General features: G+C 72.0%; 19 protein-coding genes and 1 pseudogene. 11 read left to right on the forward strand and 9 right to left on the reverse strand.

What is annotated here, in order from left to right:
• The first annotated feature begins 96 nt into the window (after positions 1-96).
• The 4 genes from tatA to ACIQCJ_RS29720 all read left to right on the forward strand — a co-directional run bounded on the left by tatA (position 97) and on the right by ACIQCJ_RS29720 (position 5,382).
• Positions 97-384, forward strand: coding sequence for a Sec-independent protein translocase subunit TatA (tatA, locus tag ACIQCJ_RS29705; RefSeq protein WP_188282996.1), 288 nt, complete (start codon positions 97-99; stop codon positions 382-384).
• 68 nt (positions 385-452) lie between these two features.
• The gene (tatC, locus tag ACIQCJ_RS29710) at positions 453-1,382 is read left to right on the forward strand and encodes a twin-arginine translocase subunit TatC (RefSeq protein WP_355332976.1); all 930 of its coding nucleotides are present in this window, start codon (positions 453-455) and stop codon (positions 1,380-1,382) included.
• 82 nt (positions 1,383-1,464) lie between these two features.
• On the forward strand, positions 1,465-2,361 hold the full coding sequence (locus ACIQCJ_RS29715) for a diacylglycerol kinase (RefSeq protein ID WP_355332974.1): 897 nt from the start codon (positions 1,465-1,467) through the stop codon (positions 2,359-2,361).
• Between the two features lie 165 nt (positions 2,362-2,526).
• Positions 2,527-5,382 (forward strand): DEAD/DEAH box helicase, encoded by a 2,856-nt coding sequence (locus ACIQCJ_RS29720; protein WP_355332972.1) that lies wholly within the window; start codon positions 2,527-2,529, stop codon positions 5,380-5,382.
• A 155-nt stretch (positions 5,383-5,537) separates the two neighbouring features.
• Here ACIQCJ_RS29720 and ACIQCJ_RS29725 read toward each other — a convergent pair whose 3' ends face one another.
• From ACIQCJ_RS29725 to ACIQCJ_RS29745, 5 genes are all read right to left on the reverse strand, one after another.
• Positions 5,538-6,101, reverse strand: coding sequence for a hypothetical protein (locus tag ACIQCJ_RS29725; protein WP_402713062.1), 564 nt, complete (start codon positions 6,099-6,101; stop codon positions 5,538-5,540).
• Between the two features lie 76 nt (positions 6,102-6,177).
• The gene (atzF, locus tag ACIQCJ_RS29730; RefSeq protein WP_402713063.1) at positions 6,178-7,818 is read right to left on the reverse strand and encodes an allophanate hydrolase; all 1,641 of its coding nucleotides are present in this window, start codon (positions 7,816-7,818) and stop codon (positions 6,178-6,180) included.
• Between the two features lie 212 nt (positions 7,819-8,030).
• Positions 8,031-11,627 (reverse strand): urea carboxylase, encoded by a 3,597-nt coding sequence (uca, locus tag ACIQCJ_RS29735; protein WP_402713064.1) that lies wholly within the window; start codon positions 11,625-11,627, stop codon positions 8,031-8,033.
• Positions 11,624-12,394 carry an urea amidolyase associated protein UAAP2 gene (locus tag ACIQCJ_RS29740; RefSeq protein WP_402713065.1) on the reverse strand — a complete coding sequence of 257 codons (771 nt, stop codon included), beginning with the start codon at positions 12,392-12,394 and terminating at the stop codon, positions 11,624-11,626. Before ACIQCJ_RS29740 ends, uca begins: the two co-directional genes overlap by 4 nt.
• Positions 12,391-13,260 carry an urea amidolyase associated protein UAAP1 gene (locus tag ACIQCJ_RS29745; RefSeq protein ID WP_402713066.1) on the reverse strand — a complete coding sequence of 290 codons (870 nt, stop codon included), beginning with the start codon at positions 13,258-13,260 and terminating at the stop codon, positions 12,391-12,393. Before ACIQCJ_RS29745 ends, ACIQCJ_RS29740 begins: the two co-directional genes overlap by 4 nt.
• 233 nt (positions 13,261-13,493) lie before the next feature.
• Between ACIQCJ_RS29745 and ACIQCJ_RS29750 the strand changes: the two genes are divergently transcribed.
• The gene (locus tag ACIQCJ_RS29750) at positions 13,494-14,066 is read left to right on the forward strand and encodes a TetR/AcrR family transcriptional regulator (RefSeq protein WP_355333582.1); all 573 of its coding nucleotides are present in this window, start codon (positions 13,494-13,496) and stop codon (positions 14,064-14,066) included.
• A 42-nt stretch (positions 14,067-14,108) separates the two neighbouring features.
• On the opposite strand, the gene ACIQCJ_RS29755 is transcribed toward ACIQCJ_RS29750, so the two are convergent.
• A complete protein-coding gene (locus tag ACIQCJ_RS29755; RefSeq protein ID WP_391046260.1) occupies positions 14,109-14,549 on the reverse strand; it encodes a VOC family protein in 441 nt (146 codons plus the stop codon).
• Between the two features lie 189 nt (positions 14,550-14,738).
• Between ACIQCJ_RS29755 and ACIQCJ_RS29760 the strand changes: the two are divergent.
• Positions 14,739-15,520 (forward strand): annotated as a pseudogene (locus ACIQCJ_RS29760) (DUF1731 domain-containing protein); the annotation flags it as partial.
• A 64-nt stretch (positions 15,521-15,584) separates the two neighbouring features.
• Positions 15,585-16,364 carry an SDR family oxidoreductase gene (locus ACIQCJ_RS29765; RefSeq protein WP_391161030.1) on the forward strand — a complete coding sequence of 260 codons (780 nt, stop codon included), beginning with the start codon at positions 15,585-15,587 and terminating at the stop codon, positions 16,362-16,364.
• A gap of 64 nt (positions 16,365-16,428) precedes the next feature.
• Here ACIQCJ_RS29765 and ACIQCJ_RS29770 read toward each other — a convergent pair whose 3' ends face one another.
• On the reverse strand, positions 16,429-16,674 hold the full coding sequence (locus ACIQCJ_RS29770; protein WP_402713067.1) for a hypothetical protein: 246 nt from the start codon (positions 16,672-16,674) through the stop codon (positions 16,429-16,431).
• Between the two features lie 135 nt (positions 16,675-16,809).
• Here ACIQCJ_RS29770 and ACIQCJ_RS29775 point away from each other — a divergent pair, with 135 nt between their 5' ends.
• Positions 16,810-17,349, forward strand: a complete 540-nt coding sequence (locus ACIQCJ_RS29775; RefSeq protein ID WP_402713068.1) for a GNAT family N-acetyltransferase — start codon at positions 16,810-16,812, stop codon at positions 17,347-17,349.
• A gap of 79 nt (positions 17,350-17,428) precedes the next feature.
• Here ACIQCJ_RS29775 and ACIQCJ_RS29780 read toward each other — a convergent pair whose 3' ends face one another.
• Positions 17,429-17,935, reverse strand: a complete 507-nt coding sequence (locus ACIQCJ_RS29780; RefSeq protein WP_402713069.1) for a putative immunity protein — start codon at positions 17,933-17,935, stop codon at positions 17,429-17,431.
• Between the two features lie 581 nt (positions 17,936-18,516).
• On the opposite strand from ACIQCJ_RS29780, the gene ACIQCJ_RS29785 reads away from it, so the two are divergent.
• A complete protein-coding gene (locus ACIQCJ_RS29785) occupies positions 18,517-19,572 on the forward strand; it encodes a hypothetical protein (protein ID WP_402713070.1) in 1,056 nt (351 codons plus the stop codon).
• Between the two features lie 144 nt (positions 19,573-19,716).
• Complete coding sequence (locus ACIQCJ_RS29790; RefSeq protein WP_402713071.1) at positions 19,717-20,328, forward strand: hypothetical protein; 612 nt, start codon at positions 19,717-19,719, stop codon at positions 20,326-20,328.
• A gap of 183 nt (positions 20,329-20,511) precedes the next feature.
• On the opposite strand, the gene ACIQCJ_RS29795 is transcribed toward ACIQCJ_RS29790, so the two are convergent.
• Positions 20,512-21,339 (reverse strand): methyltransferase domain-containing protein, encoded by an 828-nt coding sequence (locus tag ACIQCJ_RS29795; RefSeq protein WP_391162955.1) that lies wholly within the window; start codon positions 21,337-21,339, stop codon positions 20,512-20,514.
• A gap of 289 nt (positions 21,340-21,628) precedes the next feature.
• Between ACIQCJ_RS29795 and ACIQCJ_RS29800 the strand changes: the two genes are divergently transcribed.
• The gene (locus ACIQCJ_RS29800; RefSeq protein ID WP_402713072.1) at positions 21,629-23,155 is read left to right on the forward strand and encodes a multicopper oxidase family protein; all 1,527 of its coding nucleotides are present in this window, start codon (positions 21,629-21,631) and stop codon (positions 23,153-23,155) included.
• Positions 23,156-23,385: the final 230 nt, after the last annotated feature.

Consider the following 23,385-nt stretch of genomic DNA (forward strand, 5'->3'; position numbering starts at 1 on the left):
GCCCGAATCGTCGTGCACCTGCGGAAGCGGACGCGCGAGCGCCACGCCCTCGCAGTCACGGAACACGCCGCCCACCGGTGAGAAGGTAGACATTTTATGCTCGGCAATCTCAAGCCCCTAGAGATCGTCCTGATCCTTCTCGTCGTCGTCCTGCTCTTCGGCGCGAAGAAGCTGCCCGACATGGCCCGGTCGCTCGGCAAGTCGGCGCGCATCCTCAAGAGCGAGGCCAAGGCGATGAAGAACGACGACTCCGGCACCGCGGAGTCCACCGCCGCCCCGGCTCCCCAGGAGCAGGCCGCACCCCGCACCATCCAGGCCGCGCCCGGCGACACCACGAGCGCCCGTCCGGTCTCCGAGCCGGCGGACCGCACGCCCCGGGCCTGACCTGACCCTCTGCTGAAGGACGAAGCCGACCGCGAGCCGGGCGGCTGCCGCACGAGACGAGGACGTGGGTGCTCAAGACTGCCCGCAAGCAGGAGAAGGACCCCGAGGGGCGGATGCCCCTCGCGGACCACCTGCGTGAGCTGCGCAACAGGCTGGCCAAGTCCGTCCTGGCGATCCTGGCCGTCACGATCGTGGCGGCGTTCGTCTACAAGGACATCATTCACTTCTTCCAGCACCCGATCCTCAAGTCGGTCGGCTGTGTGGACGGTGCGACGCACCAGAAGAACGGCCAGCCCTGCGCCCAGATGACCGTCAACGGTCTGCTCGGCGGTTTCTCCATCGCGCTGAAGGTCTCGCTGATGGCGGGCATCCTCTGCGCCTCGCCGGTCTGGCTCTACCAGCTCTGGGCGTTCCTCGCGCCCGGTCTGCACCGCAGCGAGAAGCGGTACACCCTCGGCTTCGTCGGCGCGGGCGTCCCGCTCTTCTTCGCCGGTGCCTGGCTGGCCTACGCGATCCTGCCGCAGACCGCCAGGATCATGATCGGCTTCGTGCCGGACGACACCACCAACCTGCTGGCCCTGGACGACTTCCTCGACCTCGTCGTCCGCATGGTGATCGTCTTCGGTCTCGCCTTCGAACTGCCCCTGGTGCTGGTGCTGCTCAACTTCACCGGCATGGTCAGCGGCCGTCGCATGCTCGGCTGGTGGCGCGGCATGGTGATCGGCATCACCGTCTTCGCCGCGGTCGCCACGCCCACCGGCGACCCGCTCACCATGTGCCTGCTGGCCGCGCCGATCGTCTTCCTGTACTTCGTCGCCATGGGCATCTGCTTCTTCAACGACAGCCGCCGCAAGCGCCGACTCGAAGCGAACCCGGACTACGCCCTCGACCCGGACGAGGCGTCCACCCTGGACCACGTCCCGGAGCAGATCGCCGCCGAGCCGTACGAGGACCGGACCGGCGAGCGCGTCGACGACGGCTACGACGACGCGACCTGAGCGCCCGACCGCCCGGCCGGCCCCTGACACCGCCGCCCCCCACCGCTACTGGTGGGGGGCGGCTGTCCGGTAGGGTCCGCGCGTGACCAGCGAGATCACCCTCTTCGTCAATCCCGTCGCCGGACGCGGCCGGGGCGCCCGCGCCGCCCAGCCCGCCGCCCACGCGCTCCGCGAAGCCGGTTACGGCGTCCGTACCGTCGTGGGCGAGGACGCGGCCGACGCGCTGGCCCGCGCCCGGCAGGCCGTCGACAGCGGTACGGGGGCGCTGGTCGCGGTCGGCGGTGACGGCATGGTCTCGCTGGCCCTCCAGGCGGTCGCCGGGACCGACACGCCGCTCGGCGTGGTCGCCGTCGGCACCGGCAACGACTTCGCGCGGGTCAACGGCCTGCCGGTCCGGGACGCCGCGGCGGCCGGTACGGGCATCGCCGAGGCGCTGCGGGACGGCCGCAGCCGGGCGCTGGACCTGGGCAGGACCGGGGAGCGCTGGTTCGGCACCGTCCTCGCCTCCGGCTTCGACTCGCGGGTCAACGACCGCGGCAACCGTATGCGCTGGCCCGTCGGCCGCTTCCGCTACGACCTGGCGATGCTCGCGGAGCTGGCGGCGCTGCGGCCGATCCCGTACCGGGTGACCTTCGACGACGCGCCGGAACGGCAGATCGAGGCCACGCTCATAGCCGTCGGCAACGGCTCGTCGTACGGCGGCGGCATGCGGATCTGCGCGGACGCGGTGATGGACGACGGGCTCTTCGACGTGTGCGTGGTCGGCCCGTGCAGCCGCACCACCCTGCTGCGGGTCTTCCCCCGCGTCTACCGGGGCACCCACCCGAGCCACCCGGTCGTCACCGTGCACCGCGCGGCCCGCGTCCGGCTGGACGTCGACCCGGCGCAGGGCGTGACCGGCTACGCGGACGGCGAGCGGATCGGCCCGCTGCCGCTGGTCGCCGAGACGGTGCCGAAGGCCGTACGGCTGCTGGTCTGAGCCGGTTCACGCGCGGGTGCGCGGTGCCCCATGGGGGACCTGATCCGGTCGGCGTGGCGGGCCCGATCCGGCCGCCGCGGCGGGCCTGATCCGGCCGCTCGACGGGTATAGCGGCAATAAAGATCACGTGCCGTGTCAGTGGTGGCGGGTAGGCTCGGAGCCAAGATGACCGATGAGAAGTCCGCAGATGAGATGGCGCTCGATGAGATGTCGCCCGCCGAGCGCTTCGCCGCCAGCCGTCGCCGCGCAGCGGAGAACGCAACGGCCCTCGCCCAGTTCCGTGAGATGTACGAGTTCGGCCTCGACCCCTTCCAGGTCGAGGCGTGCCAGGCGCTGGAGGCGGGCAGCGGCGTCCTCGTCGCCGCCCCGACCGGCTCGGGCAAGACCATCGTCGGCGAGTTCGCCGTCCACCTCGCCCTCGCCGAGGGCCGCAAGTGCTTCTACACCACGCCCATCAAGGCCCTGTCCAACCAGAAGTACAGCGACCTCGCCAAGCGCTACGGCGCCGAGAAGGTCGGCCTGCTGACCGGTGACAACAGCGTCAACGGCGACGCGCCGGTGATCGTCATGACCACCGAGGTCCTGCGGAACATGCTGTACGCCGGCTCCGCCGCCCTCGACGGCCTCGGCTATGTGGTGATGGACGAGGTGCACTACCTCTCCGACCGCTTCCGCGGCGCCGTCTGGGAAGAGGTGATCATCCACCTCCCGCAGTCCGTCACCCTCGTGTCGCTCTCCGCGACCGTCTCCAACGCCGAGGAGTTCGGCGACTGGCTCGACACCGTCCGCGGCGACACCGAGGTCATCGTCTCCGAGCACCGCCCGGTCCCGCTGTGGCAGCACGTGCTGGCCGGCCGCCGGATGTACGACCTCTTCGAGGAGAAGGCCGGCGCCACCGACGGCAAGGGCCGCCGCGAGGTCAACGCCGATCTGGAACGGCTCGCGCGGATGGAGAACCAGCGCAGCTACCACCCGCGGGCCAAGCGCGGCCGCGAGGCCGACCGCGAGCGGGAGCGGCGCGCCCGCAGCCGGGTGTGGACGCCCAGCCGCGCCGAGGTCATCGACCGGCTGGACAACGAAGGACTGCTGCCCGCCATCACCTTCATCTTCAGCCGCGCGGGCTGCGAGGCCGCCGTCCAGCAGTGCCTCTACGCGGGCCTGCGGCTGAACACCGAGGACAAGCGCGCCCAGGTGCGCGCCATCGTGGAGGAGCGCACCCGCGCCATCCCCGACGAGGATCTGCACGTCCTGGGCTACTTCGAATGGCTCGAGGGCCTGGAGCGCGGCATCGCCGCCCACCACGCGGGCATGCTCCCGACCTTCAAGGAGGTCGTCGAGGAGCTCTTCGTCAAGGGCCTGGTCAAGGCGGTCTTCGCCACCGAGACGCTGGCGCTCGGCATCAACATGCCCGCCCGCTCCGTGGTGCTGGAAAAGCTCGTCAAGTGGAACGGCGAGACCCACGCCGACATCACCCCCGGCGAGTACACCCAGCTCACCGGCCGCGCGGGCCGCCGGGGCATCGACGTCGAGGGCCACGCCGTGGTGCTCTGGCAGCGCGGTTTCGACCCGGGCGCGGTCGCCGGACTCGCGGGCACCCGTACGTATCCGCTGCGGTCGTCCTTCAAGCCGTCGTACAACATGGCGGTCAACCTCGTCGGGCAGTTCGGGCGGCACCGCTCGCGCGAGCTGCTGGAGACGTCCTTCGCGCAGTTCCAGGCCGACCGCTCGGTGGTCGGCATCTCCAAGCAGGTGCAGCGCAACGAGGAAGGGCTCGACGGCTACAAGCAGTCGATGACCTGCCACCTCGGCGACTTCGACGCCTACATGCGGCTGCGGCGGGAGCTGAAGGAACGCGAGTCGGAACTGTCGAGGCAGGGCGCGATGCAGCGCCGCGCCGCGGCCTCCGACGCGCTGGAGAAGCTGAAGCCGGGCGACATCATCCACGTCCCCGCGGGCAAGTACGCCGGGCTCGCGCTGGTCCTCGAACCCGGTGTCCCCGCGGGCCGTTCCAACGGCCACCCGCATCGCAACGAGGAATTCGCCGACGGCCCGCGCCCATTGGTGCTCACCGCGGAGCGCCAGGTCAAGCGGCTCGGGCAGATAGACTTCCCCGTTCCCGTCGAGGCGCTGGACCGGATGCGGATCCCCAAGTCCTTCAACCCGCGCAGCCCGCAGTCCCGGCGCGACCTCGCCTCCGCGATGCGCTCCAAGGCGGGCACCGCGGGCTGGGCCGCACCCTCACGGCACCGCAAGCAGCGGGCCGCCGCGGCCGACGACACCGAGATCTCCCGGCTGCGTACCGCGATCCGCGCGCACCCCTGCCACGGCTGCGAGGAACGCGAGGACCACGCCCGCTGGGCCGAGCGCTACCACCGGCTGCGGCGCGACACCCAGCAGTTGGAGCGGCGCATCGAGGGCCGCACCAACACCATCGCCCGCACCTTCGACCGGATCTGCGCGCTGCTCACCGAACTGGGCTATCTCCAGGCCGAGAAGGTCACTCCCGAGGGGCGGCGGCTCGCCCGGCTCTACGGCGAGTTGGACCTGCTCGCCAGCGAATGCCTGCGCGAGGGCGTCTGGGACGGCCTCGGCCCGGCCGAACTGGCGGCCTGCGCCTCGGCGCTGGTCTACGAGACCCGGCAGGCCGACGACGCCGTCGCGCCCAAGCTGCCGACCGGCAACGCGAAGGAAGCCCTCGGCGAGATGGTCCGTATCTGGGGCCGTCTCGACGCGCTGGAGGAGTCCCACCACATCAACCAGGCCGAGGGCGTCGGCCAGCGCGAGCCCGACCTCGGCTTCGCCTGGCCCGCCTACCGCTGGGCCTCGGGCCACGGCCTGGACGCGGTCCTCTCCGACGCCGACATGCCCGCCGGTGACTTCGTCCGCTGGTGCAAGCAGCTCATCGACGTCCTGGGCCAGATCAGCGACGCCGCTCCGGAGGGCAGCCCGGTCCGCCGCAACGCCCGCCGGGCGGTCGACGGGCTGCGACGCGGGGTCGTCGCGTACTCCTCGGTGGGGTGAGCCGCCCCTGCGGCGTGCACCTGTGCGGCCCGGTCCCGGAGGATGACGGGCCGCACGGGCGGTCCGCGCGTTGACTCACGGCATCACGGCATCACGGCCTTACGGCCGCACCGGCGGACCGACACACCGGCGCACCGGCGCACCGGCGCACCGACTCACTGACCGGTGAGCTTGGTGCAGGTCAGAGAGCCGTTGACGGTGATCGACTTCCTGTCGTCGCCGTGGTTGCCCGCGATGACGAGGTCCTTCGCCGTCACCTTCCAGGTCCCGGCGCTCTTGGCGGCCGTCACGCTGCCGGACGACCGCTGGGAGTACGAGTCGGTGGCCGTCGGCTGGAGCATCGCCAGCTTCTGGAGGCCGCCGGTCGTCGCGATGAACGACGGGGACTTCGGCGCCGACGCGTCCGTCCTGTCGGGGGCGGTCACCCCGACCAGCTTTCCCGCCACGACCTCGCAGGAGATCGCCGAGGTGAACAGGGCGGTCCCGGTGGTGTCCCCGGTGTAGTCCAGCCTGCCGTTGGCGGTCTTCGTCGGCACCGCCGAGGTCGTCGGCGTGGCCGACGGTGTCCCGGCCGACGCGGTCGGTTTGGCGCTGTCGTCGGACGAGTCCGACGACGAACAGCCTGCCAGGGCCGTCCCGGTGAGCGTGACGGTCAGCAGAGCGGTGGTGATTGCGGTGACGCGGCGCATACGGCCGTGGTCCTCCCCGTCGGTGAACAATCCGCACAGTGTACGGAGGGTGCCGCTGGGTGGCGGGGGACGGGTGGGGCGACTTCTCCGGGTCCGCCGTCGAGGTTCATGCCCCGGACCGGTCGGCGAGGTACGCGCGCCAGCCGCCGTAGGCCGTGATGTCCTCGGCGCTGTCGAGCGCCGACGGCTCGCACAGGAAGCCGGGGCAACTGGTGCCGTCGGCCAACTCGACGCTGCCCAGGGCCATCGGGCGCGGCAGGGCGGCGGTCAGCGTGCCGAGACCGGCGGCGGGCAGTTCCCAGACCTCGGCCTCGACGGCGGCGCCGCCCTTCTCGGTCCGCACCAGACCGGGCTTGGCGGGTTCGGTGTCCAGGGCGTAGAGCCGGTACGCGGGGGCGGTGGTGGTCGTGGCCGTCAACCGGCCTCCGAGCGCGACGAGTTGGTGGTTGAGGGGCTGGCCGCTGAGGTGGGCGCCGACCACGGCGACGCGGAGAGGCGGCTCCAGCAGGGCGGCGACGTCCGCGATCCGGTCGTCGGTGTGCGCGGGGCCGAGCAGCATCACGCCGAAGGGCCGGCCCTCGACGGTGCCCGCCGGGACCGCGACCGCGCAAAGGTCCAGCAGGTTGGCCGAGTTGGTGAAGCGGCCGAGGCGCGCGTTCGCGCCGAGCGGGTCGGCGGCGACCTCGGCGAGCGTGGGGTGCCCCGGTGCGGTCGGCAGCAACAGGGCGTCGGCGTCGCCGAGTCGCGCCATGGCCTCGGTGCGCAGCGCGGCCAGCCGCCGCTGGTCGGTGAAGAGGCGGTGCGCGGGCAGGTCGCGGGCCGCTGTGATGATGGCCGCGACGGTCGGGTCCAGGTCGGGGGCGTCCCGGTGCGCCTCGATGAACTCGCCCACGGCTGACCAGCGTTCCGCGACGAAAGCGCCCTCGTAGAGCAGCGCCGCCGCCCACGTGAACGGCGTCAGGTCCAGCGTCCGCAGTTCGGCCCCGGCGGCGGCCAGCCGGTCCGCCGCCGCCTCGTAGGCCGCCGCCCATCCGGCGTCCATCTCGCCGAGTTGCGCTCGCGCCGCCACCGCCACGCGCCACGGTCCAGGGCGGCGCGGCGGTGCCTCGCAGCTCGCGAGGAGCGCCATCGCGCGGCGGGCCTCGGGCAGCGTCCTGGCGAAGACGGACACGCAGTCCAGGCTCGCGCACGCCGGTACGACGCCGCGCGTCGACACCAGGCCGCGGGTCGGCTTCACCCCGACGATGCCGTTGAACGCCGCCGGGACGCGGCCGGAGCCGGCCGTGTCCGTACCGAGCGCCACGTCCACGAGGCCGAGTGCCACCGCGACGGCCGAGCCCGAACTGGAGCCGCCGCTCACCCGCTCCGGGGTGACGGCGTTGCGCACCGCGCCGTAGGGGCTTCGCGTGCCGGCCAGGCCCGTCGCGAACTGGTCCATGTTCGTGCTGCCCAGCACGATCGCGCCCGCCGCGCGCAGGGCCCGCACCGCCGGGGCGTCCTCCCTCGGCGCGTACGCGTACGACGGGCAGCCCGCCGTCGTCTCCAGGCCCGCCACGTCGATGTTGCCCTTCACCGCCAGCAGCCGTCCCTCCAGGGGCAGCGCCTCCCCGGCCGCCCTTCTCTCGTCCACCTCCGCCGCCTCCGCCCGCACCTCCTCCTCCGCGCGCAGCGCGATCCACACCTCCGGGCGGTCCACCTCCGCGATCCGCCGATACGCGGCCCGCACGCGGTCCTGAGCGCTCTCCATGGGCTTCCTCCGTCTGATGTGCGGGTGCGGGTGCGGTGGCAGGGGGCCGCTCATTGCCGCTGGGGCTAGTCCTCAATCGCCGGACGGGCTGATTTTTTGCTTCTGGCGTGTCGCACACGCCTGGCCGCATGCGGGGTGGGTTGCCGATCGGCGGTGGCGGCACAAATCAGCCCCGCCGGCGATTGAGGCGGCGTGAGCCGGAAGGGGGTGGGTTAGGGGGAGAGGGTCAGGAGGGGGGTGCCGGGGGTGACTTGGTCGCCGGGGGAGACGAGGACTTGGGCGACGGTGCCGCCGGCGGGGGAGGTGACGGGGGACTCCATCTTCATGGCCTCCAGGGTCAGGAGGTGCTGCCCGGCCGCGACGCAGTCGCCGGGGCGGACGGCGATGTGCCAGACGGCGGCGGCGAATTCGGCGTCGACCGTACGGCCGCCGGGCGGCACGGTGACGGCGGCGGGGGCCGGGACGGCGGCGGCCGAGTCGTCGGTGCGGGCGAACTCACCGGCGGCTTCCCACGCGTCGCGCTCCGCGGCGAACGCGGCGCCCTGCCGGGCGCGGAAGGTCGCGATGGACTCCGCGTTGTCGGCGAGGAACCGCTGATGGTCCGCGAGGGCGAAACTCCCGTCCTCCACCCGCAGCGGCAGGCGCCCGGCCGCCATGTCGGCCCGGAGGTCGAGGAGTTCGTCGGCGGAGACGGGATACCACTTGATGCGGTCGAAGAAGCGCAGCAGCCACGGCTGTCGGCGGGCGCGGTTGGACCAGACCTGGATCGTACGGCCGACGAACTGGTAGCCGCCGGGCCCTTCCATGCCGTAGATGCAGAGGTAGGCCCCGCCGATGCCGACGGAGTTCTCCGCCGTCCAGGTGCGCGCCGGGTTGTACTTGGTGGTGACGAGCCGGTGGCGCGGGTCGAGCGGCGTGGCGACGGGCGCGCCGAGGTAGACGTCGCCGAGCCCGAGCACGAGGTATTCGGCGTCGAAGACGGTCCGGTATACGTCGTCCACGGAGTCGAGACCGTTGACGCGGCGGATGAACTCGATGTTCCACGGGCACCACGGCGCGTCGTCGCGGACGCCCGCCATGTAGCGCTCGATGGCCTCACGCGTGGCGGGGTCGTCCCAGGACAGCGGCAGGTGCACGGTCCGGCTGGGCACCACGAGCCGGTCGGTGGGCGGCAGTTGCTCCTCCGCCTCGCGCACGGCGTCGAGCAGTTTGGCGGTGGGCAGCGCGCCCGGGTCGGCGTGGATCTGGAGGGAGCGGATGCCGGGTGTGAGGTCGACGACGCCGGGCAGGCGTTGGGCGGCGAGGTGTTCCGCCAGGGCGTGCACCCGCATCCGCAGCGCCAAGTCGAGCTGCATGGGCCCGTATTCGACGAGCAGATTGTCGTCGCCGCTGCGGCGGTACGTCACGGCCGGGCGTGTCGCGGTCGCTTCGGCGCGCCCGAGGACACCCCCGTCGGCGATGACGGGCCGCGACGGCGTCGGCATGGTCGCGGGCGCGCGCCGCAGCCCGGCGGCGGCGTCCTCGCTGACCGGCACGAATCGTACGGTGTCGCCCGGCCGGAGCTGCCCGAGCTTCCAGCGCTGACCGGTCACGACGGTCGCGGGGCACACGAATCCGCCGAGCGAGGGGCCGTCGGGACCGAGCAGTACGGGCATGTCGCCCGTGTAGTCGACGGCGCCGACCGCGTACGGCGTGTCGTGGATGTTGGACGGGTGCAGTCCCGCCTCGCCGCCGTCGGAACGCGCCCAGCGCGGCTTCGGGCCGACGAGCCGTACGCCGGTGCGCGCGGAGTTGAAGTGCACGCTCCACTCGGCGGCGTAGAAGTCGCGGATGTCGTCCTCGGTGAAGAACTCCGGCGCGGCGTGCGGGCCCTCGACGGCGCCGATCAGCCACCGCGTCCCCCACTCCGGCCGCAGCGAGGCCGGTACGGGGCCGCTCGCCTCCGTCGTCGTACCGCCGTGCAGGACGTCACCGACGCGCAGCGCCCGGCCGCCGTGGCCGCCGAATCCGCCGAGCGTGAAGGTGGCCGCGCTGCCGAGGAAGCGGGGGACGTCGAGGCCGCCCGCGACCAGCAGGTATGTGCGCAGCCCTGCCGCCTCCGGCGCGCCGATGTCGAGCAGCGCGCCCGCCGGTACGGTGACCGGCTCCCAGCGCGGCACCGGGTGTCCGTCGACCGTGACGGTCGCGGGCGCGCCGGTCACGCAGACGGTGGTGGGGTGGCTGAAGCGCAACGCCGGTCCCTGGAGGGTGCATTCGAGGCCGGGCGCGCCCTCGTCGTTGCCGAGCGCTTCGTTGCCGAGCCGGAAGGACAGGTCGTCCATCGGGCCGCACGGCGGAACGCCGACGTGCCACAGGCCGGTGCGGCCCGGCCAGTCCTGGACGCTGGTCAGGGTGCCCGCGCGGACCACGTCGATCCGGCGGGTGGGGTCGGTGACCGCGTCGAGGGTCGCGGTGCTGTGCGTCGCGGCGTGCAGCGCCGGATCGGCGACGGCGGCCCGCAGCAGCCCCAGATTGGTCTCGATGCCGTCGATCCTGGTCGCGGCGAGGGCGTCCGCGAGCCGGGCGAGGGCCTGCGCCCGGTCGGCGCCGTGCGCGATCACCTTGGCGAGCATCGGATCGTAGGAGGTGGTGACCTCGGTGCCGGTCTCGATCCAGGCGTCGACGCGGACCCCCGGCGGGAAGACCACCTCGGTGAGCCGTCCCACGCTCGGCAGGTGGCCGCGCGTGGGGTCCTCGGCGTAGATCCGGGCCTCCACGGCGTGTCCCACTCGCTGTGTCGACAGGTCAATCGGCGTGTCGTCGCCGGTGCTCAGCGGTGTGTCGCCCTGCGCGAGCCGCAGCATCCACTCCACGAGGTCGACACCGTACGTCTCCTCGGTCACCGGATGCTCCACCTGGAGACGGGTGTTGACCTCCAGGAAGTACGCCTGGCCGCGCGCCGCGTCGTACACGAATTCCACGGTGCCCGCCGAGCGGTAGTCGACCGAGGCGCACAACGCCCGCGCGCTGAGCGCCAGTCGCTCCCGCAGGGCGTCGGGCAGGCCGGGCGCGGGGGCCTCCTCCAGGACCTTCTGGTGGCGGCGCTGGAGCGAGCAGTCGCGGTCGCCGAGGGTCAGGACGCGGCCGTGGCCGTCGCCGAAGACCTGCACCTCGACGTGCCGGGCGCTCTCCACCAGCCGTTCCAGGAAGACGCCCGCCGAGGAGAAGCTGGCCGCCGCTACACGCTGCACCGAGCCCCAGGCGTCGGTGAGTTCGGCGGGGGAGTGGCAGGCGCGCATGCCGATGCCGCCACCGCCGCCGGTCGCCTTGAGCATCACCGGGTAGCCGAGCGACGCGGCGGCCGTCAACGCGCTGTCCACGTCGGGCAGCAGTCCGGTGCCGGGCAGCAGCGGCACCCCGGCCGCCTCCGCCGCGGCGCGCGCGGTGTGCTTGGCGCCGAAGAGTTCGAGCTGGTCCGGCGTCGGACCGACGAAGGCGAGCCCCGCCGCTTCGCAGCGGCGCGCGAAGTCCGCGTCCTCCGACAGGAATCCGTAGCCGGGGTGGACGGCGCCCGCGCCGGTCTCGCGGGCCGCCGCGAGCACCGCGTCCACGTCCAGATAGCTGGACTTGGCCGGTGCGGGGCCCAGCCGTACGGCGGCGTCGGCCAGGTGCACGTGCGGCGCGGCGCGGTCGGGGTCGGAGAAGACCGCGACCGTGCGCAGCCCCATCCGGCGGGCGGTGCGGATGATCCGGGCGGCGATCTCGCCGCGGTTGGCGACCAGCAGGGTGTCGAAGCGCGCGGGGGCGCGCTTCACGGGCTCGTCGGTCATCGGACCGCCTCTCCGGACGGCGCGCCGACCGTGTCCCCGGCCCGGCCCGGCGTCCTGACCGTCATCAGGACCGGGGTCGGATCGAAGCCGTTGCAGGGGTTGTTGATCTGCGGGCAGTTGGAGACCAGGACCAACACGTCGGTCTCGGCGCGCAGTTCGACCTCAAGGCCGGGCGCGGAGATGCCGTCCACGATGCCGAGGGTGCCGTCCTCCTCGACAGGCACGTTCATGTACCAGTTGACGTTGCTCACCAGGTCGCGCTTGCCGAGGCCGTAACGCGCGCCCTCGGACAGGAAGTTGTCCACGCAGGCGTGCTGCGACCACGTGTGGTGGCCGTAGCGCAGGGTGTTGGACTCCTTGGAGCACGCGCCGCCGATCGTGTCGTGCCGGCCGCAGGTGTCGGCGACCACGGTCATCAGCGGGGTGTGCTCGTTGGACAACAGCACGCTGCCGGTGGTCAGGAAGAGGTTGCCCTGGGCCTGTACGGTGTCGGGCGCGCTGTAGCGGACGGCGGTGTCGTGGGCGTCGTAGACCAGGAAGTCCACGGCCTGGTTGCCGTGCAGGTCGGTGATGGTGAGGTGGCCGCCCGCCGGGATCATCGCGGACCAGGGTGCCCGCGCCGGTACGGTCACGGAGGTCGCGCCGCCCCGGGGGGACGGGCCCTCGGTACGGTCCTGGCCGCCGGTCCGGTCCGCGCCGTCCGCGTCGTCCGTACGGCCCCGGTCGGCCGTACGGCCCCGGTCGTCCGTCACATTCTGGCCGTTCATCCGATCCCCCTGGCGGTGAGGTGTTCCGCGGTGTTGAGGAAGGCGCGGCGGCCCTCGGGTGTCGCGTCCCACAGCGGGTCGCCGGGCGCGGTGGCGGCGCCGGGCCGTGCGCGTACCTCCAACGGGCCGCAGGTGTAGGCCGGTCGGGGGTCCAGCGGGTGCGGCACATTGGCCAGCAGTACGGTCAGCGGCTGCTCGGCGCGCAGGGTCACGCTTGTGCCGGGCCCCGCGGAACCGATGAACTCCAGTGCCCCGTCGGGCTCCACGCGCAGTCCCTGGAAGAAGGAGAGCGACGGCGGGAGGTCGCGTGCCCCCAGCCCGTTCTTGGCGGCGGCCAGCAGGAACAGCTCGCGGCCCGCGGGGGAGCGGCCCTGCGCCGAACCGTCCCCGTACCGCGCGGTGTTGCGCGCAGCCGACGACGTACCGCACAGCGTGTCGTGCCGCCCGCTGGTGTCCGAGACCAGGGAGGCCAGGACGCGGCCCTGGTCGGACAGCAGGAGGCGGCCCGCGCCGAGATACGCGTTCCACTGGACCTTGACGGTGTCGGCCGCGTTCAGCCGCTCCCAGGGGCGGCCGTCCACGAAGAGCAGGACGTGCGCGCACGCGTCGCCGGTCGGGTCGGCGAGCCGCAGCTCGCTGCCGCGGGCCAGCACCTTGTGGGTGTAGCCGCCGCCCGCCACGGTCTCCGACCACAACAGGCCCTCAGGCGCGGGCACTTGAGGCATCGCGGCGGCGCGGGCCCCTTCCTGGGCGCGGGCGTGCTCCCTGGCCTCGTACGTGGTCCCGGTCGGGCGCGGGGCCCTGCGGGATGTCCTGCGGGCCGTGCTCTGGCCGGTCTTCCTTCCACCGGTCGTCCCTGTCGCCACGGGGCTGCACCTCCGTCGTCTCACGGCTCCTGCTCCACACGAATTTCTGTCGCTCGACAGAAATTAGGCGGCGGTGGCTTCACGGCGATTGCCCGGTTGTTGCCGCCCGGTTACCGGCCCCTCACCGGACTGCCCGCCGTCGTCGTCGCGTCGCCGCGTGCGACGATCGGCGGGTGAGCACGAGCGGAAAACGGGTCGGCAGGCCGCGCGCCCAGCAGCGACCGGACAGCGGCATGAGCGTGCGCGAGGAACTGCTCGCGGCGGCGGCCGAACTCTTCACCACGCGCGGCTACACCGCCACCACCACGCGGGCGGTCGCCGAGCGGGCCGGGATGCGGCAGGCGTCGATCTACCACTACGTCGGCGGCAAGGAGGATCTGCTCGCCGAACTCCTCGAAGGCACGGTCACCCCGTCCCTCGACCTGGCCCGCGCGCTGCTCGCCGACGACACCCGCCCCGCCGAGGCCCGGCTCTGGGACCTGTGCCGCTACGACGCCGAACTCCTCTGCGCGGGGCCGCACAATCTCGGCGCCCTCTACCTCCTGCCCGAGGTCGCCGCCGAGCGCTTCACCGCCTTCCGCCGCGCCCGAGCCGACCTCAAGGCCGCCTACGCCCGCCTGCTGGCCGCCACCGCCCCGGGGCGCGCGCTGCCCGCCCCCGAACTGGCCCTCCGCACCGACCTGATCTTCGCCCTCATCGAGGGCGTCATCCTCGTGCACCGCTCCACCCCGGCCCGCCCCGTCCCCGCCTTCGCCCGCGCCGCCGCCGACGCGGCCCTGCGCATCGCGGACATCCCCGCTCCCTGAGCCGGGGGACCGCCGAGGAGGTGGCCGAACCGGGCTGTCCGCTCAGCTCAGTTGCTCGGCCAGCCCGACGATGATGCCCTCCGGGCCCCGGACGTAGCAGAGCAGGAAGCTGTCCTCGAACCGGGCGATCTCGCCGAGGACTTCGGCGCCGTGCGGGCGCAGGCGGGCCACGGTGTCCTCGATGTCGTCGACGGCGAACATGACGCGGTGGGTGCCCAGGATGTTGTGGGGCCGGTCGCGCGGTCCGCCGCTGATCGCCTCGGGGCTGCGGTACTTGGCCAGTTCGAGCCGGCTGTGACCGTCCGGGGTCCTGACCATCGCGATGTCGCAGTGGACGCCGTCGAGTCCGGTGCACTGGTCGGCGAAGCGGCCCTTGACCTCGGCCCTGCCCTCCAGCTCCATACCGAGGTCCACGAAGAACGCGATGGCGGCGTCCATGTCCTCGACGACGATGCCGACGTTGTCCATCCGCTGAATGGCCATGCTGGTCTCTCCTTCGTCCTCGCGCGGCCGGTGGCGGCCGCCGCTGCCCCTGGGACGGAGCCGGTGGCTCGTTCTCGACCTCTCTCGTGCCCGACATCGCTCGCCCTCGACATCGCTCGTCCTCAACATCTCTCGTCCTCGGCATTTTCGGGCAGGGGCCGCGCCGCCGCGCGCCCTGAGCGCACCGGCGTCTCGTGCCGGTACACCGCCGAGAACCGGCAGGCCATGATGCACTCCCGGGTGGATTCGGCGCGGGCGGTCGAAAAGCGATCGCCGCCGCCGCGCGGTCACCGCGCCTCTGGCTCCAGATGAGTACGGCCACGGTCTACGCCCACCGCTTCGACGCGGCACACGACGAGGCGACCGGAGTGATCGGCGGCTCGGAGGACGGAGTGCCGGACTACTGGGCGTACAGCGTCGCGATCGCCGAGAACTGGGAGCGCGCGCAGACCGAGGCGCCGACCCCCGCGACCCGCAAGGTGGCGCTGCGCTCGGCGATGGTCATGAGCCCGGACCGGGGCGGTGTGTTCGACGTGCTGTCACGACTGGCGCGCCTCGGGCTCGGCGGTCCGGTCGCCGGTGGCGCGCAGTACGTCTCCTGGATCCAGGACGAGGACTTCGTGCGGGCGGTGGAGTTCCTGATCGCGCGCGACGACATCGAGGGGCCGGTGAACCTCGCCTCGCCCGGCCCCCTTCCGCAGCGCGCCTTCATGCGGGCGCTGCGCGCGGCCTGGGGCGTCCCGCGGGGGCTGCCCGCGACGCGCTGGATGGCCGAGCTGGGGGCGTTCGCGCTGCGCTCGGACACGGAGCTGCTGCTCAAGAGCCGTCGGGTGGTGCCGGGGCGGCTGCTCGCGGCCGGGTTCACTTTCGCCTGTCCCGAGTGGGGGAGCGCCGCCACGTCCCTCGTGGAGCGGGCCAGGCCGCGGCGCGTTGCCACGAAGCGGGTCCGTGAATCGGGCGATGCCGCGTAACCGGCCACGGGCCTGCGGCTGACCTGGTCGTTGTCGCCGCGGGCCCGCCGTTTAGGATCCGGGCATGACGTCACAGACCTACCTCTCCGAACTGTTCTCGCTGGAGGGACGGGTCGCCGTGGTGACCGGCGGCAGTTCCGGCATCGGCCGCGCTGTCGCCGGGGCCCTCGCACACGCGGGGGCGAGCGTCGTGGTCGTGGCGCGCCGGGAGGCGGAGCTGGCCGCGACGGTCGGCGAGCTGGCGGCCGACGGCTGCCGGGCGGCCTGGGTGAGCGCCGACCTGAGTACGCGCGACGGCATGCGCGTGGCCGCCGAGGAGGCGGTCGAGGCGTTCGGCGAACCCGACATTCTCGTCAACTCCGCCGGGATCAACCTGCGGCCCCCGATGGGCGAGTTGGGCGAGGACGTGTGGGACACCACGATGGCGGTCAACCTGGAGGCGCCCTACCTGCTGGGGCAGCGCTTCGGGCCCGGCATGGCGGAGCGCGGCTTCGGGCGGATCATCCACATCACCTCCCAGCAGGCGCACCGGGCCTTCGTCCAGAGCGGCGCCTACGGCGTCTCCAAGGGGGCGCTGGAGTCACTGGCCCGCTCGCAGGCCGAGGCGTGGTCGCCGTACGGCGTCACGTGCAACACCCTGGTGCCCGGATTCGTCATGACCCCCCTCAATGCGCGCCTGTCGTCCGACCCCGAGAAGGTGGCGGCCCTGGCCGCCCGCACGATGGTCGGGCGCAACGGCCTGCCCGAGGACTTCGCGGGCGCGGCGGTCTTCCTGGCGAGCCGCGCCTCCGGCTACGTCACCGGCCAGGCGGTCTTCGTCGACGGCGGATTCTCCGTTCACTGACGGGGCGGGAGGGGGTGGGCCCCGGCAGGACGCGGTAGGCCCCGGTGCGAGCGGGTGCGGTCGCTCACGCGCCGGGAGGCCGCATGGGCGGCCACTCTTCGCTGCTCTCCTGCCGGAACAGCCTCCCGGACACATGGAGGGCCTGTTCCGGCAGCCACCCCTCGCAATGGTCCGGGTCGTCACGGAACGCCAGCGCCAGGCGCCGAACATGCAGGCAGGGCCACTGCTCCACGTCGATGCGGAAGAAGCTTGTGAACAGCGAGCCCGGCTCGATGCGCGAGCACGCGACGCAGCCCGTGAACATCACCATCCTCGACGCGAAAGCCGCGTCAAGGCGTCGGCGGAGTTGCGGAGTTGAGCCATTGGCCGCCCAGGGTATCCGGGACGTTCGCGGGAAGAGCCCGGTAACCGGCCCCCTGTCGGCGCCGCCCCATAGGCTTTCGCCATGAACGACGACACGCGTGTGATACGGATCAGGCCGGGCAGCCCGGCCGACGCACCAGCCGTGTTGGACATGCTCGACTCCGCGGTGGTCTGGATGAACGATCGCGGCAATACCGAGCAGTGGGGCACGACACCGTATTCGAAGAAGCCCGGTGGTGCGGAGCGGGTCGAGCGGTACATGACCGAAGGTGCCCCACATATAGCGGAGTTGGGCGGAGCGCCGGTCGGGGCCATGGTGCTGGACTCCGGGCCCAGTCCCCAGATGCCGATCGCCCCGGCCGGAGAACCCGAGCGGTATGTACGGCTGTTGGTCTCCGACCGACGGCACGCCGGTCTCGGCATCGGGGCGACGCTGCTGGCCCATGCCGTGCGGGAGACCCGGCGGGCAGGCGTCGACCTGCTGCGGGTCGACTGCTGGGCGGGCGGCGGCGGCGAACTCGTCGCGTTCTACGAGCGCAACGGCTTCGTTCCCACCGATCCTTTCCTGTTCGGGACGTGGCCGGGACAAGTGCTGGCCCGACGGGTCGGCGCGCATCGCTGACCGGGAGCGACACCGGAATCCACGTCAGAGGCCGGGCCTGCCCGGCGTTGACGGGCGCCCACGTCCGTGCGCATCGGCGTCACTCGCCTCGGCGCAGGGCATCGTCCAGCGTGCTCATCAGGTGGGCGACGCGACTGCTGCCGCGCGTCGCGGGCGGGTAGCGGCGCAATACGTCGATGAGCACCGGTGTCGCGCGCCGACGCGACCGTTCCAGCAGGGCCTCCGCGACGGCGGGGTCGCCGCCCGCTTCCAGTTCCCCGATACGGGCGGCGCTCGCGCAGGCCCGCAGGATGTGGCCGACCTGAGCGGCCTGGGCGAGAGGGTGCAAATACGCGGCCGACGCGGCGTCCCCGGCGGACCGCGCGGCCAGTCGCGCGGCTTCGGAGGGCGCGGACCGGGCGGCCCGATGGGCGTCGAAGGCTGCGACCCGCTGCGATGCCGTCCGATTGGCACCGTTGACGAACGCCCGGGCCGCGTCGATCGCCGCCCGCGGACGCGGATCATCGGGAACAGCCCGCTCGAAGACCGGCAGGACCTCCTCCGCGTGCCCCACCACGTAACGCGCCACGACGCGCAGCTCGTCCATGGTCAGATCGAAGTCCCCGGACCCGGTCTGCGCACTCCCCGCCGTATCCCCTCATCGTATCCCCGACCTCCCGACCCCCGGCCCCCTCAGCCGCCGCTCAGGCCACGTGGGATGTGGGCGCTTTGGCCGCCGCGTTGTTGGTGCCGCTCGGGCCGATTCCTTCGGCGCAGGCAATCTCGCCGATGACCTCTCCGGGCCGACGGAATTGCCTGACATCCCCCCGCACTCACACAACAGCCACTGGCCTTCCACAAGTCCGGGACGGACGGAAGCTTCGCATCCAGGCCTGACAAGAACGAGGAAGGAAGCATCAAGAGCCAGCCGCCGCCCGCAGGCCAGCAGAGCCATCGCACCTGGTGCGCCCGCGAATAGGCATGGCTACGAACGCGAACACAGAGCGGTGGGACATCACACCTTCCGTATGTGCTTCGGGAGGAATGATGTTGCCTGACTCGGTCGAGGTCCTCTTACACGCGGCCGGTAGGTGTGAGGACGGGTACAGAGGCTGGACGGCGGTTCTGACCTATGGATCCCACCAGCGGACGGTCAGCGGCAGCGAGAGTGGTACGACCTTTCACAAGATGGCGCTGACCGCTGTGGTGGAAGGGCTCGCGGCAGTGAACCGGCCCTCCTGGGTGCGGATCTGCGTGGATGACAGCCTGCTGCACGAGAAGCGCGCCCAGCATCTCCCGCCTGACGAGACCGAGTTGTGGAAACGCCTCCGACCGTTGCTCGTTCAGCATCACGTCGAGTTGTCCCAGAGGGGTGAACGGCCGGATGACCCGTCGTGCGACCCGGCCGCAGAGATGGCGTACCAGCAGCTACGCGGCGAAGCCGTCAGAGCCGGAGCACACGGCGAGAAGGCCACGCTGGCCGTCGCGCTCGCGCAGTTCCTGGCCGAACGCTGGGACGACATGCACGCGTTCGAGGACGCCGAGGAGGTGATCTCGATGCTCCGCTTCAGCATCTCCTGGTATGGCGACAAGCCCATCGCGGAAATGGCGCCCGCCGAGAACGTCGACGAACTCTGGGCCTTCTTCGACCGCACCCTGCCCCACAAACAACACGCCTCGCCCGGCGAGCCCCTGACAGCACAGCACGTCACTACGGATTTCCTGGACTGGCTGGTCTCGCGCCGAGCCCTCGACGCCGACCAGGTCCGGAACCGCTCGGACAGCATCAGGGAAGCCGCGCAGCGGCGGGTTCGCCTCAAGACGTTCGTCGACGCGTTCGAGCTCGACGATCTACCGTCCTGGCCACCCTCCTCCGAGACCGAGGACTGGATCGAATGCCGCTACATGAGCATCAAAGAGAAAACCAGGACGTGCCTGACCTTCCTCGATTTCGAGACGGGTCCTGACGACGACGGGGAATGTCCAACGGTGGGTCCGACCGCTGTCCGCCCCGATATCGCTGCCCAGGCCGAGATCGGCTGGAGCATCCTGTTGTCCGCGGTAAAGCCCAGGGCCAGGACGATCTCGTCCCAGTGGGTGGCGTCGCGCGGCACGGCGGTGGTGATCCGTCCCCACAGGGACCGGAGAACAGCCGGGCGTCGGGTCTGTTGCCAAGTGCGAGGGCGCTGCGGTCACCCACGCCCTGCGGGGTCCGAGGGCGGCGCGCGACCTCCTCCCCTGTGACGACACCGCCGCGTGCGACGTGTGCCACCCGCGTTCGTGAGCCCGCGCGGCCCGGGGCTGCCGGTGAACTACCAGCGCAATAAGGTGAGTTGAGCCTCCGGGCAGTACCCTGTGGTGCTTTGCGGCGACCACAGGGAGATCACGATGCACTACCGGAATCCCCGTTTCGAGCACTGGCCGGTCTACGAGGACATCACCGACACCTACTACCGGCACGGCCGCTTCTTCTACGGCGAGGACCGGGACGGCCACCTGCGGGTGGGGCGCGTCGTGGCCTTCTACCGGTACCTGCATCCCATCAACACCTCTGCCGTAGAGCCGGTCGTGCGCTTCGTCGGCACCGGCGGGGTGGAGGGCGAGCCCGAGTACGTCTCACTGGGTGAGGTGACCGAGCGCTGGTGGATCGGCCGGACCGCCGAGGACGTCGAACAGGCGTGGCGGGCGGCATCCACGACCGGGGAGTGGCCGCAGCCGCAGACCGGCGGGCCGGGACAGCACCCCGCGGCACCCTTCTACGTCGATCCGGCGCACTACCTGCTGTACTACGCGGCCCGTGACGACGACCGGTCCTACCTCGGCCGGGTCGTCGGGTGGGATCCGCCGCTGGATCCCAATGAGCTTCCCACGCCGATCGTGCGCCTCTACCAGCCGGACGGCAGCCTGGACGAGGAGGGCCAGTACGAGGGGCTGGACCTGCCGGTCGGCGGTTACGTCGCCGGGACGCTGGATGCAGCCCGGGACTACCTCGACAAGTAGCGCTAACGGGTGCCACATGCCCTGCCGCGCGAGGGGAGGCGCGGCGGGGCGCTGTCGAGCCGCTGTTCGCGGGAAATGCCTGGGCCCGCCGCCATTCGGTGGAGCGCGCCCAGTCGTCGCGATGCGGAATCTCCACGCCCACGGCCGAGTCCACGGCCGATCCGCGCGCACGGCGCGGGTGGCTCACTCGGCGCGTTGTCCGACCCGGAGGACGCTCAGATAGCGGCGTGCTGCTCGGTCGCCCATCCGCGTGCGGACGCGCTCGGCTACCGCGTCGAGCAGGGGCTCACGGATGTCGCGGTCGAGCCTCCGGTACAGCGACAACGAGCGGAGGTGATCGGCAAAGCCGTCTCCGTCGAACCATTGCACGGTCGGGTACCAGCGCACGATCGGGGGGCCGAACAGTCCTCCGGGATCGTCGACCAGGCCCCAGCCCTGGTCGGTGGCGCGCACCTCGTCCTCCAGGGGAGGACGACGCCAGTCGGGGTTCCCGGGGCAGAGCTGCTCGTGGAGATCGGCGGTCTCGGCGTAGAGCTCCTGCTCTCCCGGCCGGCGGACGACGACGTGGCCGAGCACCGCCATCCAGCCTCCGGGACGGAGCACGTCGTGCGCCCGTTGCCAGCCGATCGACGGGTCGACCCAGTGCCACGACGACGCGGCCACGAGAGCGTCGAAGCGTCGGCCGCGATCGTCCCACTCCTCGAACGTCGACGTCTCGACGTCGACGTTGCCGAAGGACGCGATCCGTTGGCGAGCGAGCGCGGCCATCTCCGCGCCCGGCTCGACGGCGGTCACTGAGCAGCCGAGTGCTGCCAGCGAGCGCGTCGCCTGACCGGTGCCGCAGCCCACTTCCAGCACCGACGACCTGTCGTCCGTGCCGGTGACGGCGACAAGGTCCGCGAACAGTTCGTCGGGGTAGCCCGGCCGGACCCGGTCGTAGAGCTCCGGCACGTCGTTGAACACCCGGCCGAGGTCGCGCGGATTCGGGCGCATCTCCGGAGTATCGGTCATGGGCGCACAAGCTATGAGGTTCGTCCACGGGGACGCCACTGGTTTAACGGCGGCTCCTCGACAGCAGCCGTGTCGGTCCTCTCTGTCTGCCCTGCGCGACGGCCCCGCAGCGGTCGCGGCGGTGTGGGACAGGTGGAAGGCCGGGGCGAGGTGCGGCGGGTCGGCGCCGACGGCCAGAGCTTCCCGGAGTGACGCGGCGCATCAAGGGCCAGGCGTGTCGTGCTTGTAGGCATTTGCGCATTTCGCGATGCTTGACGCGACATTGGTCGGCATCGTGTGGAGGCGTTTCATGGGTTCATCACGTGGTGTCAGCCGGCGTGCGCTGCTGGCGTCGGCCCCGGCGCTGGCGACGGGGGCGCTGCTCGCGCCCCGGGCCGCAGCCGCGCCCGCGCCGTTCCCGCAGCCGCCGGTCATCCGCTCCAAGGGCGGCGTCCTGTCGACCTCTCTGCGGGTCGCGTTCACCCGCGGCGTGCTGCCCGGCGTCGGCAACGTCAACCTCCGGCTCTACAACGGGCATGTGAACGGGCCGACACTTCGGCTGCGCCCGGGCGACGTCCTCGACCTGGAGCACGTCAACGACCTGCCGCCCAACCCCGACCAGACCTCCCACGCCGACCACAACGTCCCGCACAAGTTCAACTCGATCAATGTTCACACTCATGGCCTGCACGTCTCGCCGACGGGGAACGCGGACAACGTCTTCCGCGAGTTCACCCCCTACGACCCGCGCAACGGCCTGAACACGCGCAGCTACCGCAGCCGGATCGAGATTCCCGCGGATCACGAGGGCGGCACGTTCTGGTACCACCCCCACGTACACGGAGCAGCCGCCGTCCAGTTGTCCAGCGGGCTGATGGGCGCCCTGATCGTCGAGGGGGCCATCGACCAGGTCCCGCAGGTGGCCGCCGCGAGCGACCTGGTGATGTGCGTCGGCGAACTGAAGCTCGCCCGGGGCCAGGTACCCGACCTGCACGCCGAGGACGATCTCAGCTCGGTTCCCTCGACCTTCGTCGTGAACGGGAACTACCGGCCGCAGGTGCGGCTGCGCGTGGGCGAGGTACAGCGCTGGCGCCTGGTCAACGCCTCCGCGTTCACCGTCCTGCCGATCGAGGTGGAGGGGCACACCCTGCACCAGATCGCCATGGACGGCATCGCCTTCACCCGGCCCGTGGCGCGCGAGCGCGTCACCCTGGCCATGGGCAACCGCGCGGACGTCATGATCCGCGCACAGCGCCCGGGCAACTACCGGATCATGGCCGGGGACACCCTGCTGGCCACCATGACCGTGCAGTCGGGACCCGGCGTACGGATGGACCTGCCCGCCGAGCTGCCCGGCCCCGCGCCGTTCATCGACCCGGCCGAGGTGACCCGGCGCCGGGCCCTGACCTTCCACAGCGACATGGACGCCTTCCCCGGACAGGCGTTCACCCACGCCTTCCGCATCACCGGTGACGGCGCGACCCCCGCCACCCGCGACGCGGCTGACCCGTCGGATCCGACCTACGGGCGATTCGACCCCTCCTACGTCAACCACACGCTGCGGCTCGGCGACACCGAGGAATGGACGCTCACCAACGACTCCGCCAGCCACGCCAATCACCCCTTCCACCTGCACACCAACCACTTCCTGGTCACCGCCGTCGACGGCCGCGCACTCGACACACCCGTCTGGCAGGACACCGTCGCCATCAACAAGTCCGGCTCGGTGACCCTCCGCGTCCGCTTCAAGGACTTTCCCGGCCGGGCCCTGGTGCACTGCCATCACCTCCAGCACGAAGACCGCGGCATGATGCAACTCATCGAATACGTCTCCTGACCAGGGCGGGGACCAAGCCTGTTGCTCGACGCCCGGCCGGCCCTCCTCGGTCGTCCCTGCCCCGGAGACCGGCCGCGCCTCCTGGTCCGCCCTCCCGGACGCGATCCGCCACCCCAGGAGCTGACCTCCCCGCAGCCACCCCCGCGCAGGTCCGCGAGGCCGTCGAACAGCTCTTCGCCGCGGCTCTTTCCGTGGGGAAGATGACCAACAAGCCTAGGATGGGCGTGCTG

The sequence above is a fragment of the Streptomyces sp. NPDC093221 genome (genome assembly GCF_044753885.1).
Taxonomy (GTDB): Bacteria; Actinomycetota; Actinomycetes; order Streptomycetales; family Streptomycetaceae; genus Actinacidiphila.